The organism is Streptomyces sp. 4N124 (genome assembly GCF_052245395.1).
Classification (GTDB): domain Bacteria; phylum Actinomycetota; class Actinomycetes; order Streptomycetales; family Streptomycetaceae; genus Streptomyces.
In genome coordinates, this window is the sequence record NZ_JBQQBS010000073.1 from 28,128 (window position 1) to 45,863 (window position 17,736).

Genomic DNA, 17,736 nt, shown 5'->3' on the forward strand with positions numbered 1-17,736 from the left:
GGAGCGTTCACGTGAGCCGCACCAGAACCGCTCTTCTCGCCCTCCCCGCCGCAGCCCTGCTGGCCCTCATCCCGTCCAGCGCGTCGGCCTACCCCAACCCCGGTACCGTCACCGGCTCCATCGTCACCCACGACCCGACGATGATCCGCACCTCGTCCGGCCAGTACCTGCTGTACGCCACCGGCGGCGGCATCGCGAGCAAGACGTCCGGCAACCGCATCGCCTTCGGTGCGGGCGCCGACGCCTTCTCCTCCCGCCCGAGTTGGTGGTCGACGTACTCCTCCGTGCCGGAGGCCTGGGCGCCGGACATCTCGTACCACGGCGGCAAGTACCTGCTGTACTACTCCGTCTCGATGTTCGGCTCGAACACCTCGGCCATCGGGCTCGCCACCTCCAGCACGGGCCAGCCGGGCAGCTGGACCGACCAGGGGACCGTCTACACCTCCGGCTCGTCCAGCGACTACAACGCCATCGACCCGAACCTCTTTGTCGACAGCGACGGCAAGTGGTGGCTGTCCTTCGGCAGTTGGTGGACCGGGATCAAGATGATCCAGATCAACCCGTCCACCGGGAAGCAACTCTCCAGCAACACCACGCGGTACTCGCTCGCCTCCCGCCCGACCGGGACCAAAGCCGTCGAGGCGCCGTACATCGTCAAGCGCGGGAGCTACTACTACCTCTTCGCCTCGTACGACACCTGCTGCGCCGGCACCAGTTCGACGTACAAGGTCAAGGTCGGCCGTGCCACGAGCGTCACCGGGCCGTACTACGACAAGAACGGCGTGGCGATGATGAACAACGGCGGGACACCCGTTCTCGAGTCGCACGGCCGGTACATCGGACCCGGCGGGCAGTCGATCATGAACGACGCCGACGGGGACCTGATCGTCTACCACTACTACGACGGCCAGGACAACGGCACGCCCAAACTCGGCATCAACCTTCTGAACTGGAGCAGCGGATGGCCCGTCGCCTACTGACCCTGCTGGCCGCGCTGGTCTTCCTGCTGGGACTGGGACAGTCCTCCGCGAGCGCGGCCTCGTTCACCAACCCGGTCAAGGCGCAGAAGGGCGCCGACCCCTGGATCTCGTACCACAACGGCAACTACTACATGGTGACGACGAGTTGGACCGACGTCATCACCATGCGCAAGTCCACCACCCTCGCCGGGCTCGCCACGGCGCCCAGCGTGGAGGTGTGGAAGGGCGACGCGGCGAACCGCTGCTGCAACATCTGGGCGCCGGAGATCCACTTCATCGACGGCCGCTGGTATCTGTACTACGTCGCCGGCCAGAACGTCTCCGACTACAACCCGACCCAACGCACTCACGTCCTGGAGAGCGCCGGATCCGACCCCATGGGCCCGTACACCTACCGCAACCAGCTCAACTCCGCCTGGATGCTGGACCCGACGGTCGCCACGATCAACGGCAGCCTGTACTTGTTCGGCAGCGCGAGCGGAGGCACCCAGAACCTGGTGGCCGCCCGCATGTCCAACCCCTACACCCTCGCCACCGGCCTCTCCACCATCTCCACCCCCACCAACGCCTGGGAGACGTCCGGCGGTTCGGTGAACGAGGGCCCGGAGATCCTGCAACGAGGCGGCCGGACCTACCTCATCTACTCGGCCAGCGGCTGCTGGACCCCCGACTACAAGCTCGGCCAGCTCACCCTCACCGGCTCCAACCCGCTCTCCGCGTCCTCCTGGACCAAGAAGTCCACGCCGGTCTTCCAGCGCAACGACTCCGCGGGCGTCTACGGCCCCGGCCACAACGGCTTCTTCACCTCACCCGACGGCACCGAGAACTGGATCGTCTACCACGCCAACGACGCGGCCTCCGAGGGCTGCGACAACGGCCGCACCACCCGCGCCCAGAAGTTCACCTGGAACTCCGACGGCACCCCGAACCTCGGCACACCGGCACGCCTCGGCGCGAGCATGACCGGCCCGTCGGGCGAACCGGCCTCCGCCTCCACGACGTACACCCTCACCAACCGCAACAGCGGTAAGTGCCTGGACGTGACCGGGGGTTCGACGGCCGACGGCGCCAATGTCCAGCAGTGGACGTGCAGCGGCGGCAACAACCAGAAGTGGCGCCTGGAGGACCTGGGCGACGACACCCACCGCCTGGTGAACGCCGCCACTGGCAAGGTCCTCGACACCGAGAACTGCTCCTCCGCCGATGGCGCCGACCTACGCCAGTGGTCGTGGCTGAACAACACCTGTCAGCGGTTCAGGTTCCTGGCGACAGACGGCGGCTACGTCAGGATCGTCAACCAGGCAACGGGCAAGGTGGCCGACGCGACGAACTGCGGAACGACGGACGGCACGGACGTACGCCAGTGGAGCTGGTTGGGCAACACCTGCCAACAGTGGCGCCTGAACCCGGTGTAGTACATAGCCCCGATAGGGGCGCGGGGAACTGCGCGACCAGCCACAACGAACCGTTACTCGCCAAAGCACCCGCACCCCTACGGCGAAAAGGCGCTACCCAGCCTGCCCCGCCGCACTCGGCCAACTCCCCGCATTGGGCCACCCCGTGGCCGGCGCCGGAGTCAGCCCATTGGTACCCCGCACCTGCGCGGCGGTGAGCCCACCCCGTGCCGGAACGCCGGGCGGCGTGGGCCCCGTCGGCTGCGCCGCAGACGCGGCAGCGGCAGGGAACTGCGCAGGGACGGGCTGCGGCGCGGGAACAGGCTGCGGCGCCGGGATGGGCTGCGGCGCCGGGATCGGCTGAGGCATCTGCGCCGGCGTCGGCTGCGCCGGAGGCACCGGCTGCGGATACGCCTGCGCGGCAACCGGCTGCGGGTACGCCTGCGCGGCAGCCGGCTGTGGGTAGGCCTGCGCGGCAGCCGGCTGCGGCATACCGCCGGACGCCATCGCCTGCGCCGCGAGTCCCTGCACACCCGCCCCGTTGGTCTGCCCGACCAGCCGGTCCACCGCCGCCGTACCCGAGCTGTAGTTGGTCCCTGTACCCAGCTCGGGCACGGCGGCTCCCCTCCTGGTCCCGTAGAGCACCTGTTCCAGGCCGGACACCAGGCGACGCACGTCGACCTGAGGGCGCACCACGAGCCGCAGGAAGCGGCTGGACGAACCGATCTTGTTGCCGCACTCGCGGACCAGGATCCGGTGCTCGGTGAGCAGTCGGTCCCGGACCACGGTGCCTTCGGCGCCCACGGGGAGGCGCACGAAGAGGAAGTTGCCCTGGGAGGGGTAGACCGTGAGGCCGGGCAGGGCGGAGAGCTGGCTGGCCATGTCCAGGCGGTCGCGGCGCACCTGGTGCAGGCTCTGCGCGTACTCCTGGCCGTGGTTCTTCAGCATGAACACCACGTGCTCGGCGAAGGCGTTGAGGTTCCACTTCGGCAGCATCGAGCGGATCCGGCCCGCGAGCGCCGGGTTGGCGACCAGGTAGCCGAACCGTATGCCGTGCAGTCCGAAGTTCTTGCCGAGGCTGCGCAGGACGATCACGTTCGGGCGGAGCATCGCCTCCTGGACGACCGACGGCTCCTGCTCGGCGTCCGCGAACTCCAGGAAGGACTCGTCGATGACGATCAGGTCCCGGTCGGCCATCGCGTCCATGAACTGCACCAGCGCGTGCTTGTGCAGATAGCCGCCGTCGGGGTTGTTCGGGTTGCAGATGACGGCGACGCGGGTGCCGCGGGCCCGGATGAACTCGGCGTACTGCGCGAGGTCGAGGGCGAAGCCGCTGGACTCCTGGAGCGGGAACATGTCGACCCGCTTGCCGGTCTCCATCGGCTGGTCGGTCCAGCGGCCGAAGGTGGGGACGGGGATGGCGAGGGACTCACGCACCATCAGGTGGTCGATCCAGGTGATCAGCTCGGTCGAGCCGTTGCCCATCGCGACGGCCTGCGGCGGGAGTTGGAGGAGGTTGCACAGCTCGGCCGTGATGGTGTCGGCGCTGCTGGGGTAGTACGTGACGATGTCGCGCAACCGGCCCGCCATGTCGTCGAACATGGCGGGTGTGGGGAAGTACGGGTTGCACGGGATACAGAAGTCGATCGGACCGGCTCCGTCGCCGCCCTCGCGGGTCAGCGCCGCCATCGACGGGCTGTGCGCCGCCGTGCTGCGGAACAGCGAGGTGACGTTCTCAGCCATGGAACCTCCGTATGGGGCGGACCCGGTGGGGACGACCGGGTCCGTCGTCTTTGGGCGGCCCGCGCGGGGGAGCGCGGGCCGCCCTTAGATACGGATGCCTATGAGGCGCTGTTCAACCGCTGTGGATTCGACGGAAAGTTGTGAAGCTGCTGTGAAGCAGGGTCACTTGCCGAAGGAGTGAACCGTGGTCGAACGGTACGTCTGCCCAGGTCGCAGCGTTGTCGACGGGAACGACGGCTGGTTCGGCGAGTCCGGGAAGTGCTGTGTCTCCAAGCACAGCGCGTCGCCCTGCCGGTAGATGCTGCCGCCGGTGCCGGCGAAGCTGCCGTCGAGGAAGTTGCCCGAGTAGAACTGCAGGCCCGGCTCGGTCGTCGCGATCTTCATCGTGCGGCCGGAGGACGGGTCGCGGAGTGTGGCGACGTGCTGCGGCCTGGCCGTGATGCCCTTGTCGAGCGCCCAGTTGTGGTCGATGCCCTTGCCGTACAGCAGCTGCTGGTGGGCGACGCGGATGTCCTCGCCGACGGTCTTGGTGGAGCGGAAGTCGAAGGGGGTACCCGCGACCTTCGCCAGCTCGCCCGTGGGGATCAGCCCCGAGTCGACCGGCGTGTAGCGGGAGGCGGCGATGGACAGTTCGTGGTCGTAGATGGTGCCGCTGCTCTCGCCCGCGAGGTTCCAGTAGACGTGGCTGGTGAGGTTGACGACGGTGGCCTTGTCGGTGGTGGCCTCGTAGTCGATGCGCCAGTCGCCGCGCCGGGTGAGGGTGTACGTCACCTTGGTCTTCAGCGTTCCGGGGTAGCCCATCTCGCCGTCGACGCTCGTGTAGTACAGGTACAGGCCGACGTCCGAGCCCTTGGTGAACGGCTCGACGTTCCAGACGACCTTGTCGAAGCCCTTGGTCCCGCCGTGCAGGCTGTTCTCGCCGTCGTTGACGGAGAGCTGGTAGTTCTTGCCGTCCAGGGTGAACTTGCCCTTGGCGATGCGGTTGCCGTAACGGCCGATCAGCGCGCCGAAGTACGGGCTGTTGGCGACGTAGTCCTCGATGTTGTCGAAGCCCAGCGACACGTTGGTGTAGCGCCCGCGCCGGTCGGGGATCTCCAGGGACTGGACGATGCCGCCGTAGGAGAGGACCTTCAGCCGCGTCCCCCCGTTCTCCAGCGACCAGCTGTGGACCTTCGTGCCGTCGGCGAGCTTGCCGAAGAGCGACTTCACCGGCTTCTTGCCTCCCGTGGCGTGCGCGGTGCCGCCGAGCGTGGTGGCGGCTATGCCCGCCGCCGCGGCTCCGGCGATGACCGTTCGTCTGTTCATGTCCATGTGCGGCTCCTGCAAATGGAGGGGCCCCGCTCTGTGAGCGGGGCCCGGGACGACTTACGAACCGACCTTGCGCTTGTTCCACACGTCGAAGCCGACCGCCGCCAGCAGGACCAGGCCCTTGATGACCTGCTGCCAGTCGGTGCCGATGCCGACGAGGTTCATACCGTTGTTCAGCACGCCCAGGACCAGACCGCCGATGATGGCGCCGAGGACGGTGCCGACACCGCCGCTCATCGACGCTCCGCCGATGAACGAGGCGGCGATCGCCTCCAGCTCGAAGTTGAGGCCGGCCTTGGGCGAGGCCGCGTTGAAGCGGGCGGCGAAGACCAGACCCGCCAGGGCCGCGAGCATGCCCATGTTCATGAAGACAAGGAAGGTGACCTTCTTGTCCCTCACACCCGACAGCTTGGCCGCCGGAAGGTTGCCGCCGATCGCGTAGATGTGGCGGCCGATGATCGCGTTGCGCATGACGTAGCCGAAGCCGACCAGCAGCACACCGAGGATGAGCAGCACGATCGGGGCGCCCTTGTAGCTGGCGAGCATCATCGTCACCGTGAGGATGGCGGCGCCCAGCGCGACCAGCTTCAGCAGGAACAGCTTGGTGGGCAGGACGTCGAGGTCGAACTCCTGCTGCCGGCGGCGGTCGCGGAACTCCTGGAGGACCACGAACGCGATCAGCCCGATGCCCAACAACAACGTGATGTTGTGATAGTTGGTCTCCGGCCCGACCTCCGGCATGAAGCCGTTGGAGACCTTCTGCAGCCCCTCCGGGAACGGGCCCAGCGTCTGGCCCTCGAGGAAGATCTCGGTGAGACCGCGGAAGATCAACATGCCCGCGAGGGTGACGATGAAGCTCGGTATGCCGCCGTACGCGATGAAGAACCCTTGTGCCGCGCCCGCGACCGCGCCCATGGCCAGGCAGAGGATCACCGCGACCGGCCATGGCAGGTCGTTCTTGACCATGAACACGGCTGCCATCGAGCCGATGAACGCCGTCAACGAGCCGACCGACAGGTCGATATGGCCCGCGATGATGACGAGCATCATGCCGATCGCGAGGATCAGGATGTAGCTGTTCTGCAGCACCAGGTTGGAGACATTGCGCGGCAGCAGCAGGTCGCCGTCGGTCCACACGGCGAACAGCGCCACGATCAGGCCGAGTGCGAACAGCATGCCGTACTGCCGCATATTGCGGCGCATGCCGTCCAGCATCAGCTGCAACAGGCCGTCGCCTGTGCTCGAACCGCCCTTCCCGGCCGGCGCGGGGGCCGGCGTCTTGGCGGTCACATCCGTGCTCATCGGGTTACCTCTTTGTCCTTGGTCATCTGACGCATCAGCGTCTCCTGTGAGGCCTCGGCCCGCGAGAACTCACCGGTCAGCCGGCCCGCGGCCATCGTGTAGATGCGGTCGCACATGCCGAGCAGCTCTGGCAGCTCGGAGGAGATGAAGACGACCGCCTTGCCCTGCGCGGCGAGTTGGTCGATGACGGTGTAGATCTCGTACTTGGCGCCGACGTCGATACCGCGCGTCGGTTCGTCCAGGATCAGCACCTCCGGACCCGCGAAGATCCATTTGCTGAGGACGACCTTCTGCTGGTTGCCGCCGGACAGCTTGCCCACCGGCTCGAAGACGGTCGGCGCCTTGATGTTCATGGACTTGCGGAAGCCCTCGGCGACCTGCCGCTCCTCGTGCTCGTCGACGACCCCGCGCTTGGAGACCTTGCCCAGGGCGCTGAGCGAGATGTTCCGGCCGATGGTGTCGATGAGGTTGAGGCCGTAGTGCTTGCGGTCCTCGGTGACATACGCGATGCCGTGCTTCACGGCTTCGGCGACGGTCTTCGTACGGATCTCCCGGCCGTCCTTGAAGACCGAACCGCCCGCATACCGGCCGTAGGTGCGCCCGAAGACGCTCATCGCCAGTTCGGTGCGGCCGGCGCCCATCAGGCCCGCGATGCCGACGATCTCCCCGCGCCGCACGGACAGCGACACATCGTCGACCACCTTGCGCTGCTGGTCGATCGGGTGGAACACGGTCCAGTTGCGGATCTCCAGAGCCGCCGCGGCGCCCACTTCGGCGTCGTGCTTCGACCGCTCCGGGAAGCGGTGCTCCAGATCCCGGCCGACCATGCCGCTGATGATCCGGTCCTCGGTGGTCTCCGGGGCCTTCACGTTCAGCGTCTCGATGGTGCGGCCGTCGCGCAGGATGGTCACCGAGTCGGCGACCTTGCGGATCTCGTTCAGCTTGTGGGAGATGATGATCGAGGTGATGCCCTGCTTCTTCAACTCCAGGATGAGATCGAGGAGTTTGCCGCTGTCCTCGTCGTTCAGGGCGGCGGTCGGCTCATCCAGGATGAGCAGCTTCACCTTCTTCGAGAGCGCCTTCGCGATCTCCACGAGCTGCTGCTTGCCCACGCCGATGTCGGCGACGCGGGTGTCCGGGTGATCGCTGAGACCGACCCGCCGCAGCAGCTCGGTGGCGTGCCGCAGCGTCTCGGTCCAGCTGATGATCCCGCGGGTGGCGTGCTCGTTGCCGAGGAAGATGTTCTCCGCGATGGAGAGGTAGGGGATCAGGGCCAGCTCCTGGTGAATGATCACGATGCCGTGATGCTCACTGGCCTTGATGTCCTTGAACTTGCAGACCTCTCCCTCGAAGAGGACTTCACCGTCGTACGTCCCGTGCGGATGAAGGCCGGAGAGGACCTTCATCAGGGTCGACTTGCCGGCGCCGTTCTCCCCGCAGATGGCGTGGACCTCGCCCTGCTGGACGGTCAGAGTGACGTCCGACAGCGCTTTGACGCCGGGAAAGGTCTTGACGATCGAGCGCATTTCCAGGACGGGTCCCGCCATGGTCGTGCCTTCCAATCCCTAGGTGCGGCGGTTGTCTTAGAGGTCGCTCGCCTTGAGGAAGCCGGAGTCGATCAGTTCCTTCTGGTAGTTGGACTTGTCGACGGCCACCGGCTCCAGCAGGTAGGCGGGGACGACCTTCGAGCCGTTGTCGTACGTCTTGGTGTCGTTGACCTCGGGCTCCTTGTCGTTGAGCGCCGAGTCGACCATGTTCGAGGCCACCTTGGCGAGTTCGCGGAGGTCCTTGAAGACGGTCATCGACTGCTGGTCCGCGATGATCGACTTCACCGAGGCAAGCTCGGCGTCCTGGCCCGTGACGATCGGCAGCGGCTTGCTCTTGGAGCCGTAGTCGTCGGACTTCAGGGCCGACAGGATGCCGATGGAGATGCCGTCGTACGGCGAGAGGACCGCGTCGACCCGCTCGGACTTGTAGGAGCCGGTCAGGATGTCGTCCATGCGCTTCTGGGCGGTGCCGCCGTCCCAGCGCAGGGTGGTGACCTGGGTCAGCTTGGTCTGGCCGGAGCGGACGACGAGCTGCTTCTTGTCGATGTAGGGCTGCAGGACCTTCATCGCGCCGCCGAAGAAGTAGCGGGTGTTGTTGTCGTCGTTGGAGCCGGCGAACAGCTCGATGTTGAACGGGCCCTTCTTCGAGCCGTCCTTCAGGCCGAGCTTCTCGACGATGTAGTTGCCCTGGAGCTCGCCGACCTTCTCGTTGTCGAACGAGGCGTAGTAGTCGACGTTCTCGGTGCCGAGGATCAGACGGTCGTAGGAGATGACCGGGATGTTCGCGTCCTTGGCCTGCTGGAGCACGTTGTTCATCGACTTGTTGTCGATGGCCGCGACGATCAGCGCCTTCACGTCCTGCGTGATCAGGTTCTCGACCTGGGAGACCTGCTGGTCGGGGTCGTCCTCGCCGTAGACCAGCTTGGTCTTGTACCCCTTGGACTCCAGTTCCTTCTTGACGTTGTTGCCGTCGGCGATCCAGCGCTCGGACGACTTGGTGGGCATCGCGATGCCGATGGTGGCGCCCTTGGTGCTACCGGAGTCCTCCTCGCTGCCACCCTCGCCGCTCTGACCGCAGGCAGTGAGGGTGAGGGAGAGGGAGGCGGCCGTGGCTATCGCGGCGAGTGCGGCTCGGCGAGTACGCATGATCATCATCCTTGATGTCTGTGTCTGGGCTCGGTCTGGCGGTGCGGTGAGGCCCCGTCGGTGGTGCGGTACGACCGAAGAGAGGGTGTGTGGGATTGTGTTCGGCTGCGTCTTCTTTTGTGAAGAGGTGACGGCCGGAACGTTATGAGGGTGTTTCGAAACGACGGAGCGCGCCCGGCAGCCGGGAGCCGAGCGGCGCCATGTCGCCGTCCGCTCCGTGCCGTGCGAGCAGGTCCAGGGCGAGCCGGCCGCGCCGCACCCGTTCCCGGGCCGTGGTGAGGGTCAGATCGCGCAGATGGTGCCCGTACGGGTAGATACCGGGCGCCTTCGACAGGCCGAACTTGAGGTAGAGCGGTGCGCCGCGCCGGATCAGCTCGGCGACCTCGTACATGCGCACATAGCCGCCGAGATCGTCGGGGGCCTCGATGTACATGTCCATGGGGGCGGCGGAGATCCGCCGTATCTCGGTGAGATGGTCGAGCGTCAGATCGCTGGGCACATTGATCGAGTCGGCGCCCAGATTCTCGTAGACCGCGTACGCGGCCGGGTTGACCGGCCCGATCAGCGCGGAGACCTTGAGGGTGGTGTCGGCGGGGATGATGCCCGCCGTACGGGCCCGGTGCAGGGTCCACAGCACGCCCTCGTCGGCGACCAGCAGGCACTTGACGCCCAGCTCGGTCGCCCGGACGGCGTCCTCGACGCAGCCGGCGACGGCGTCATGGCCGCGGGCGCGCAGACCGCCGCCGCGGGAGTCGGTCCGGGTGGATCCGCCGATGTCCCAGGTGCCGCGCGGGCCGGTGAACAGGCAGAGCTCGATGTCACGTGCGTTCGTCGCGTCGACCATCTCGGTGATTTCGGCGTCGGTCAGCATCCACACGCCGCTGCCCTGGCTGATCCGGTGGATCGGCACATCGAGCCGCGAGGACTCCTTCAGGATCACGGCCAGCGCTTCGGGCCCCTCGCACGAGGGGACCTCGGTGCGCCAGCCGCCACCGCCGGGGAAGGAGTGCGGCGAGGCGTCGGCGGGGTCGAGGGCGGGCGCACCCAGGCCGAGCGTGGTGAGGGCCTGCTCACCGGGTCGACGGGCTGCCGTATCGGAAGCGTCGGTCACAAGCTGTCCTTCTTGTTCGATATGTCGGACGAGGTTCGCGGCTCAGGGTGCGGGGGGCTTGGGTGTACGCCGGTACGGGAGCCGTCAGGTTGCTCCCGTACCGGCGTACGGCTAGGGGCGCAGGAGCACTTTGCCGACCTTCGGATCGCCGGACCCCACCAGCTCGATGGCCTGCGCGAACTCGGCCAGCGGCAGCTCGTGCGTGACGAGCGGCAACGGGTCGAGGAGACCGGCGGCGAACACCCGCACCGTGTGCGCCCAGGCGTCCGGCGGCGCCCCGAAGACGGTGTGCACCTCCAGCTGCCGTACGACGAGATCGGTCGGGTCGAGACCCTCGGCGCCCGGCGCCGGGATGCCCGTCAGGACCAGGCGTCCGCCGCGCCTGAGCAGGGAGGCGGCGGTGCGCGCGGCGGACGCGGACCCGGCGGTCTCGATCACTACGTCGAAGTCGTCGGGGAGCAGCTGGTCCTTCGTACGGAAGTCGGTGGCGCCGTACTGGCGCGACAGCGCCTCGCGGTCGCCCCGGGTGCCGACGACCAGCAGCTCGGCCGGGGAGCCCGCCTTCAGGAACTGCACGGTGAACATGCCGAGCGTGCCGGTGCCTACGACGGCCACGCGCTCCCCGGGCCGGGCGTTGGCCTTGAGCGCGGCGGCCGCGATACAGGCGGCGGGTTCCAGGAGGGCCGCGGCCGTGAGGTCGGCGGCGTCCGGCAGGACGTGCAGGAGCCGGGCCGGGAGGGTGAGCGTGTCGGCCATGGCACCCGGCTGGGTGAACCCGGTCTCCTCGTAGCCGGCCGTGCACAGCGTCGTCTCGCCGGCGTGGCAGCGGTCGCAGACCTGGCAGTTGCGGAAGCCCTCGCCGACGACCTTGCGGCTGATGAGCGACTCCGGCACACCGGCGCCGACGGCGTGCACGGTGCCGGACCACTCGTGACCGGGGGTGAGCGGGTAACGGACGTACCCCTCGGGCCGGTTGCCCTGATAGACCTCGCGGTCGCTGCCGCAGATGCCGACGGCGTGCACGCCGACGAGCGCCTCGCCGGGACCGGGCTCACGCGGGGTGTGCTCGGTGAGCCGGTGCTCGCCGGGTGCCTCGATGACGACGGCGGTGCTCACTGCTCGCTGCCCTTCGGCTTGCGCTGCTCCCAGCCCTCGGCCCACAGGTCGAACCGGGCCTGCTGCTGCGGGAATTCGGCCGCCGCGTCGGTGTCGAGCTCGACGCCGAGGCCGGGCGCGTCGGAGATCTCGAAGTACCCGTCCACGACCTGACCTGGGGCGCCCCCTTGACGACCTTCTTGATCTCCGCGTCGGCGAAGTCGTTGAAGTGCTCCAGGATCTTGAAGTTCGGCGTGGAGAAGCCGACTTGGAGGGAGGCGGCGGTCAGCACGGAGCCGCCGACGTTGTGCGGCGCGACCAGCATGTAGTGGGTCTCGGCGGTGGCGGCGAGCTTACGGGTCTCCCAGATGCCGCCGATGTGGCCGACATCGGGCTGCAGGATGTCGACGGCCTGGCTCTCGAACAGCTCGCGGAACTCGATGCGGTCGTGAATGCGCTCACCGGTGGCGACGGGCATGTCCACCTTCGCCGAAACCTTTTCGAGAGCCTTCAGGTTCTCCGGCGGCACGGGCTCTTCCAGCCAGGCGGGCTTGAAGGGCGCGAGCTCATGCGCGAGGCGGACGGCGGTGGCGGGGGAGAACCGGCCGTGCATCTCCAGCATCAGCTCGGAGTCCGGCCCGATGGCGTCGCGCACGGCCTCGATCAGCGACACGGCGTACAGGGTCTGCTGGTGGTCCAGCTCGAAGTGACCGGTTCCGAAGGGGTCGATCTTGAGCGCCTTGTACCCGCGGGCCATGACCTCCTGGGCGGCCTTGTGGTAGGCCTCCGGCGTCCGCTCCGTCGTGTACCAGCCATTGGCGTAGGCCTTGACCTTGTCGGTGACCTTGCCGCCGAGCAGCTGCCACACGGGCACGCCGAGCGCCTTGCCCTTGATGTCCCAGCAGGCCATCTCGATGACGGCGATTCCGGACATCACGATCTCGCCGGCCCGCCCGTAGTCCCCGTACTTCATGCGGCGTACGAGGTCTTCCGTGGCGAACGGGTCGGAGCCGAGAATGTGATTGTTCTCGGCCTCCCGCAGGTAGCCGATCAGCGCGTCGGTGTGGCCCAGCATCCGGGTCTCGCCGACACCCGTGATCCCCTCGTCGGTGTGCACCTGGACATACGTCAGATTGCGCCACGGCGTCCCGACCACGTATGTGCTGATTCCGGTGATGCGCACTGCAGTTGCCCCTTGCTGCGTCGTCGGCTCGGTCTGCTCGTTCGATATTTCGTCACTCGTTCGAAATGCTGGCGTGACAGTAAGGACGGGGCGGTCTGGGTGTCAATGGGTCGAACACATAACAGTTTCGACAGTTTCGAGAAGGGCTTTCGGTGCCCCGCCATGCCCCGTCGTCAACGCGCCATACCGGAAGCGGAAGTTCCCTACACAATTTTCACAGCTGTGACTATGAACGTTGCCTCTGAGGAACTTAGTCTCCTCGCGTCATGGACTACTGCCACCCGTGCCAAAGGCACCTGAACGGCGCCCTGGCCTGCCCGGGGTGCGGCGCACCGGCCGCCTCGCGCGGCGAGGGCGCGAGCGCGACGTACGCGGGGGCGTACGAGGCTCCGAGCGGGGCGTACGGCGCTCCGCAGGGGGCGTACGGGGGATCGGGAGGCTTTGACGCTCCCGGGGGGTCCTATGAGGCGCCCGGCGGGTCGTACGAGGTGTCCGGCGGGTCTTACGAGGCGCCACGCGCCGGCGAGGGCGACGCCCACGGCGATGATCGCGGCGCGGGGCACGACGACGGACGCGATGGCGAGTACGGCAATGGTCGCGCCGAGGGTCGGGACGACGACTACGGCGACGCTCATGACGACGATTACGACGACGAGGACGAGCCCCGCGGACGTGCAGCCCGGCGTCGTGGTCGGCGTCGGGGCCGGGGCCGTGCGCGGGATGTCACGGTCGCCGTGGGTGCGGTGGGTGTCGACGACGAGCCCGACGACGAGGCCGACCCCCACGGTGCCGACGACGAGGACCCGGCCGCCGAGGGCGCGAGCCGTCGCGATCGCAAGGCCGCGGCCCACCGGCGCCGCCGTCGCCGGACCGTGCTGATATCCGCGGGCTTCATCCTCGCTGCCGCCGGCCTGAGCCTCGCGGAGCTCGGCATAGATGCCCCGGGTTCGCCTTCGAAACCGGCCGCCGCGGGAGGCGACGCGTCCGCCGACGGCGGCACGTCGAAGGAGGCGGGCGAGACGGCCGAGCCGATAGGCGACGCGGAGGGCACCGCCGGAACGGCGGATTCCGCGAGTCCGTCCGGCTCCACCTCCCCCTCGGCGTCCAAGTCCGCCAAGGACGACAAGCCGACAAAGGAAGAGACCGAGCAGGACTCCCAGTCCGCGACGGCGCCCCCGGCGCCGGACCCGACCACCGCGGACCCCGCCCCGTCGGCCCCGGCCGAAACCCCGGCCCCCAGCGCGAACCCGCCCACCTCGGACCCGACACCGGATCCCACGCCTTCGGAAACGTGCGAGCGTTTCCTGTGGTGGTGCGCCTGAGCGCCCCGAAGGGGCGCGGGGCTGTGACATATGCGGCTCCGCCGCGTGGGCGCGACCAGCCACGACGGCGCCGCAGCCGAACGACAACACATCCCGGCACCATCCAGTCCCCGCATCATCCAGCGAAGCGCTCAGCTCGGTTCCAGCATCCGCCGTAGCAAATCCCGCAACGCCAGTCGCTCGTCCTCGGAAAGCCCCGCCAGCGGCTCACGCGCGAACCGCAGCGACTCCCGCAGTCCGCGCGCCACACGCTGGCCCTCGTCCGTGGTGGCCGCGAGCTTCACCCGCCGGTCCTTCGGGTCCGGGCGGCGCTCCACCAGTCCCCGGGACTCCAGCCGGTCCACTATCCCGGTCACATTCGACGGCTCGCACTTCAGCTTCTGGGCCAGCTTGCGCATCGGCAGCGGCTCCAGGGACAGCAGGCTGAGCAGCCTCGCCTGCGCGCCGGTCAGGGCGTGGTCGGCGGCGGCGACGTCGAAGTCCTCGTGGTAGCGGGCCACGACGTCACCGATCAGCTCGACCACTTCCATGGTGAGGGCGTCGGGACGGCGGGTCTTCTGGTCAGTGGCCATGCGATCCAGCGTACCCCGTTACTTGACATCATGAAATATTCAGGAGCATGGTTGTTTCAGGTGCTGAAGTATTGGCACTGAAGTATTTCTCGCTCGCTCGGAAAGGCACCCCCTCATGATCAACCGCGAATGGCACCTCCTCTCCCGCCCCGTCGGCTGGCCCAAGCCCGAGGACTTCGCCCTGGTCGAGAGTGAGGTCCCGACGCCGGGCGAAGGCCAGGTCCTCGTCCGGAACAAGTACCTCTCCGTCGACCCGTACATGCGCGGACGCATGTCGGCGGCCAAGTCCTACGTCGCCCCCTTCGAGGTCGGCAAGGTCATGCAGGGCGGCGCCGTCGGCGAGGTCGTCGCCTCCAACGCCGAGGGCATCGCCGTCGGCGACCACGTCCTGCACTTCCTCGGCTGGCGCGAGTACGCCGCTGTGGACGCGAAGAACGCCGTCAAGGTCGACCCGGACGCCGCGCCGCTGTCCACGTACCTCGGTGTGCTCGGCATGACCGGCCTCACGGCCTACGCCGGTCTGCTGCGCACCGCCTCCTTCAAGGAGGGCGACGTCGTGTTCGTGTCGGGTGCGGCCGGCGCTGTCGGCAGCCAGGTCGGGCAGATCGCGAAGCTGAAGGGTGCCTCCCGGGTCATCGGGTCCGCGGGTTCGGACGAGAAGGTCAAGCTGCTGGTCGAGGAGTACGGCTTCGACGCCGCGTTCAACTACAAGAACGGCAAGGTCAGTGAACAGCTCCGGGAGGCCGCCCCGGACGGGATCGACGTCTACTTCGACAACGTCGGCGGTGATCACCTGGAGGCGGCGATCGGCCAGCTGAACCGGGACGGCCGGATCGCCGTCTGCGGAATGATCTCGGTCTACAACAACACCGAGCCTGCCCCCGGCCCGCGCAATCTCGCCCGCCTCATCCAGACCCGCGGCCGCATCGAGGGCTTCCTGGTCGGCGACCACTACGACCTCCAGCCGCAGTTCGTCCAGGAGGTCGGCCCCTGGGTCGCCTCGGGTGCGCTCAAGTACCGCGAGACGGTCGTCGAGGGCATCGAGAACAACCTGGAGGCCTTCCTCGGCGTCCTGCGCGGCGACAACACCGGGAAGATGATCGTCAAGCTCTGAGTCGACGATCACCCGTAGGTCATGGTCAGTTGTCGACGGTCACCTGGAGATCATTTGTGGAAGATCACTTCCGGGAACTCCGCTGACGGGCCGTCCAGCAAGGGCTGGCTGACGCCCTTGAGGTGGAGGTCGAAGAAGGCCGTGACGTAGCGGCGCGTCATTCGCTGCGACTGCTCGCCCGACAGGGGCTCCTCCGGGGGCAGGAGCCCCAACTGGTCGGCGAGCACCGGTGTGTCGGTGAAGGTGAAGTGCCCGGAGCCCTTCACGGCCAGCCAGCGTTTCCAGCCGTCGAGGTGCGGCCAGTCGCGCACCCAGGAGGCGTCGTCCCCTTCGGTGCCCAGCAGCATGAACGGCCGCCCGTCCAAGCCGCTCGCGGGCACGGGGTCGAACAGCGAGCCGTCCAGATTGACGCCGGCCCGGACCCGCTGGTCGCCGGCCATGGTGGACGCGGTGGAAGCGCCGCCTATGGAGTGACCGGCCATGCCGATCCTGGTGCGGTCGATCAACTCGGCGTGGCGCCAGGCCGGATGGCGGGAGGCCAGCCGGTCGAGCAGGAAGGAGACGTCCTGGGCGCGGCCGGTGGCGACGGTCTTGTAACCGACTTCGGGCGCCTTCTCACATGCGACGCAGGTCAGCAGCCGGTTGCCGGGGAACGCCGTACCCACCGACTCATAGGCGTGGTCGACGGAGGCCACCACATACCCATGGCTCGCCAGCTCCTCGGCGAGCAGAGTCAGGGTCGAGCGGTTGACGGTGAACCCGGGCGACAGCACGACCAGCGGGAACTTCCCCTGGGCGGGGCGGGCGCCGGGGCGGGCGTGGGTGCGGGTGCCGCTGAGCGTCTCGGCGGGCACGGTGTCGGCCAGGTCGCGGTCCTCCAGAAAGGCTCGCGCCTCGCCGGTGGTCATGTACGGGGCTGTCCTGCCGTGTCCGGGGCGGGCCGGGTAGTACAGCGACACCATCAGCTCTCGGGCGCCTGCCTCTGGGACCCATGGGTCGGGGCGGGTCTTGTCGACCAGGTGCAGGGTGTCGCGGCCTATGGGCGACTGGCCTGTGGGGCGGGGGAGTTCCAGGCGCACTTGGTCGCTCTGGGTGGGGGTGGAGAGGTCGGTAGGTGCGGGCGTGTGCGTGGGCGCGGCCATGGCTGTGCCTGTGCCTGTGCCGAGGAGGGTCAAGGACAGGCCGAGTAACGCGGCCGTGGCGCCGCGAGGCAGACGATTCATGCTGATGAGGCTAGGAGGCCCGGAGTGTAGACCGCGTCACTCTGCGTGGTGATCCGCCGTAGTCCTCAGGATCTACGGGAGACCCCTGAACCCTGAGCCCTATGCTTGGTTTTCGGCATGCGATAACTTCTTTCCGAAACCGCCGTCAATCGTGGGCGCGAGTCGCGGCGGACGAGGAGGAAGACAACCGCATGCCCATCCAGCAGTCCGAGGTCCTGTACACCGCCGTCGCCACCGCCGAGAACGGCCGCGACGGCCGCGTCGCCACCGACGACGGCAAGCTCGATGTCGTCGTCAACCCGCCCAAGGAGATGGGCGGGAGTGGCTCTGGCACCAATCCGGAGCAGTTGTTCGCCGCTGGGTACAGCGCTTGTTTTCAGGGGGCGCTGGGTGTTGTTGCTCGGCAGGAGAATGCTGACATTTCTGGCTCTACGGTCACCGCGAAGGTGGGGATCGGGAAGAACGCGGACGGGTTCGGGATCATCGTGGAGATCTTGGCGGACATTCCTAATGTTGATGCCGCCACGGCCAGGTCTCTGGTTGAGAAGGCCCACCTCGTGTGTCCGTACTCGAAGGCCACACGCGGCAACATCACCGTGCTGATCTGATTGCTCGGTCGCCTTCGGGGGCGCTGAATGCCGGTGTCGAGACGGCGATCGTGCTCAGCGCTTCGCGCCTCCGCGCGTTCGCCGTCTC

At 67.9% G+C, this 17,736-nt stretch carries 14 protein-coding genes and 1 pseudogene; 5 read left to right on the forward strand and 10 right to left on the reverse strand.

Annotation, left to right across the window (positions count from 1 at the left end; translation table 11 throughout):
* The first annotated feature begins 11 nt into the window (after window positions 1-11).
* On the forward strand, window positions 12-980 hold the full coding sequence (locus ACTWQO_RS42725; RefSeq protein WP_443242773.1) for an arabinan endo-1,5-alpha-L-arabinosidase: 969 nt from the start codon (window positions 12-14) through the stop codon (window positions 978-980).
* Window positions 962-2,395 (forward strand): family 43 glycosylhydrolase, encoded by a 1,434-nt coding sequence (locus ACTWQO_RS42730; RefSeq protein ID WP_443242774.1) that lies wholly within the window; start codon window positions 962-964, stop codon window positions 2,393-2,395. The genes ACTWQO_RS42725 and ACTWQO_RS42730 overlap by 19 nt, the downstream gene beginning before the upstream one ends.
* A gap of 93 nt (window positions 2,396-2,488) precedes the next feature.
* Here the strand turns inward: ACTWQO_RS42730 and ACTWQO_RS42735 are convergent, their stop codons facing one another.
* The 8 genes and pseudogenes from ACTWQO_RS42735 to ACTWQO_RS42770 form a co-directional block, all read right to left on the reverse strand.
* Window positions 2,489-4,117: a pyridoxal phosphate-dependent aminotransferase gene (locus ACTWQO_RS42735; RefSeq protein WP_443242775.1), complete on the reverse strand. Its 1,629-nt coding sequence runs from the start codon at window positions 4,115-4,117 to the stop codon at window positions 2,489-2,491.
* Window positions 4,118-4,279: 162 nt separating this feature from the next.
* Window positions 4,280-5,428, reverse strand: a complete 1,149-nt coding sequence (locus ACTWQO_RS42740) for an aldose epimerase family protein (RefSeq protein ID WP_443242776.1) — start codon at window positions 5,426-5,428, stop codon at window positions 4,280-4,282.
* Window positions 5,429-5,482: 54 nt separating this feature from the next.
* On the reverse strand, window positions 5,483-6,727 hold the full coding sequence (mmsB, locus tag ACTWQO_RS42745) for a multiple monosaccharide ABC transporter permease (RefSeq protein ID WP_443242777.1): 1,245 nt from the start codon (window positions 6,725-6,727) through the stop codon (window positions 5,483-5,485).
* Window positions 6,724-8,274, reverse strand: coding sequence for a multiple monosaccharide ABC transporter ATP-binding protein (gene mmsA / locus ACTWQO_RS42750; protein ID WP_443242778.1), 1,551 nt, complete (start codon window positions 8,272-8,274; stop codon window positions 6,724-6,726). The genes mmsB and mmsA overlap by 4 nt, the downstream gene beginning before the upstream one ends.
* 36 nt (window positions 8,275-8,310) lie before the next feature.
* Entirely contained in the window at window positions 8,311-9,420 is a 1,110-nt protein-coding gene (chvE, locus tag ACTWQO_RS42755; RefSeq protein ID WP_443242779.1) for a multiple monosaccharide ABC transporter substrate-binding protein, read from the reverse strand.
* Between the two features lie 142 nt (window positions 9,421-9,562).
* Window positions 9,563-10,531, reverse strand: coding sequence for a hypothetical protein (locus ACTWQO_RS42760; RefSeq protein ID WP_443242780.1), 969 nt, complete (start codon window positions 10,529-10,531; stop codon window positions 9,563-9,565).
* A gap of 111 nt (window positions 10,532-10,642) precedes the next feature.
* Window positions 10,643-11,647: a zinc-dependent alcohol dehydrogenase gene (locus ACTWQO_RS42765; RefSeq protein WP_443242781.1), complete on the reverse strand. Its 1,005-nt coding sequence runs from the start codon at window positions 11,645-11,647 to the stop codon at window positions 10,643-10,645.
* Window positions 11,644-12,809 (reverse strand): annotated as a pseudogene (locus tag ACTWQO_RS42770) (mandelate racemase/muconate lactonizing enzyme family protein). Before ACTWQO_RS42770 ends, ACTWQO_RS42765 begins: the two are co-directional and overlap by 4 nt.
* 266 nt (window positions 12,810-13,075) lie before the next feature.
* Between ACTWQO_RS42770 and ACTWQO_RS42775 the strand changes: the two are divergent.
* Window positions 13,076-14,131 carry an SCO2400 family protein gene (locus ACTWQO_RS42775; protein ID WP_443242782.1) on the forward strand — a complete coding sequence of 352 codons (1,056 nt, stop codon included), beginning with the start codon at window positions 13,076-13,078 and terminating at the stop codon, window positions 14,129-14,131.
* A gap of 131 nt (window positions 14,132-14,262) precedes the next feature.
* Here the strand turns inward: ACTWQO_RS42775 and ACTWQO_RS42780 are convergent, their stop codons facing one another.
* Entirely contained in the window at window positions 14,263-14,703 is a 441-nt protein-coding gene (locus tag ACTWQO_RS42780; protein ID WP_443242783.1) for a MarR family winged helix-turn-helix transcriptional regulator, read from the reverse strand.
* Between the two features lie 115 nt (window positions 14,704-14,818).
* On the opposite strand from ACTWQO_RS42780, the gene ACTWQO_RS42785 reads away from it, so the two are divergent.
* The gene (locus ACTWQO_RS42785; RefSeq protein ID WP_443242784.1) at window positions 14,819-15,817 is read left to right on the forward strand and encodes an NADP-dependent oxidoreductase; all 999 of its coding nucleotides are present in this window, start codon (window positions 14,819-14,821) and stop codon (window positions 15,815-15,817) included.
* Between the two features lie 50 nt (window positions 15,818-15,867).
* On the opposite strand, the gene ACTWQO_RS42790 is transcribed toward ACTWQO_RS42785, so the two are convergent.
* On the reverse strand, window positions 15,868-17,040 hold the full coding sequence (locus ACTWQO_RS42790; RefSeq protein WP_443242785.1) for an alpha/beta hydrolase family protein: 1,173 nt from the start codon (window positions 17,038-17,040) through the stop codon (window positions 15,868-15,870).
* 191 nt (window positions 17,041-17,231) lie between these two features.
* Here ACTWQO_RS42790 and ACTWQO_RS42795 point away from each other — a divergent pair, with 191 nt between their 5' ends.
* The gene (locus ACTWQO_RS42795) at window positions 17,232-17,648 is read left to right on the forward strand and encodes an organic hydroperoxide resistance protein (protein WP_443242786.1); all 417 of its coding nucleotides are present in this window, start codon (window positions 17,232-17,234) and stop codon (window positions 17,646-17,648) included.
* Window positions 17,649-17,736 lie beyond the last annotated feature (88 nt).

Bases quoted from the DNA above. Each gene is read 5' to 3' on its own strand.
- ACTWQO_RS42740 (WP_443242776.1), bottom strand. From the start codon at position 5,428: ATGGACATGAACAGACGAACGGTCATCGCCGGAGCCGCGGCGGCGGGC.
- chvE (WP_443242779.1), bottom strand. From the start codon at position 9,420: ATGCGTACTCGCCGAGCCGCACTCGCCGCGATAGCCACGGCCGCCTCC.
- ACTWQO_RS42735 (WP_443242775.1), bottom strand. From the start codon at position 4,117: ATGGCTGAGAACGTCACCTCGCTGTTCCGCAGCACGGCGGCGCACAGC.
- mmsA (WP_443242778.1), bottom strand. From the start codon at position 8,274: ATGGCGGGACCCGTCCTGGAAATGCGCTCGATCGTCAAGACCTTTCCC.
- ACTWQO_RS42790 (WP_443242785.1), bottom strand. From the start codon at position 17,040: ATGAATCGTCTGCCTCGCGGCGCCACGGCCGCGTTACTCGGCCTGTCC.
- ACTWQO_RS42775 (WP_443242782.1), top strand. From the start codon at position 13,076: ATGGACTACTGCCACCCGTGCCAAAGGCACCTGAACGGCGCCCTGGCC.
- ACTWQO_RS42785 (WP_443242784.1), top strand. From the start codon at position 14,819: ATGATCAACCGCGAATGGCACCTCCTCTCCCGCCCCGTCGGCTGGCCC.
- mmsB (WP_443242777.1), bottom strand. From the start codon at position 6,727: ATGAGCACGGATGTGACCGCCAAGACGCCGGCCCCCGCGCCGGCCGGG.
- ACTWQO_RS42780 (WP_443242783.1), bottom strand. From the start codon at position 14,703: ATGGCCACTGACCAGAAGACCCGCCGTCCCGACGCCCTCACCATGGAA.
- ACTWQO_RS42795 (WP_443242786.1), top strand. From the start codon at position 17,232: ATGCCCATCCAGCAGTCCGAGGTCCTGTACACCGCCGTCGCCACCGCC.
- ACTWQO_RS42730 (WP_443242774.1), top strand. From the start codon at position 962: ATGGCCCGTCGCCTACTGACCCTGCTGGCCGCGCTGGTCTTCCTGCTG.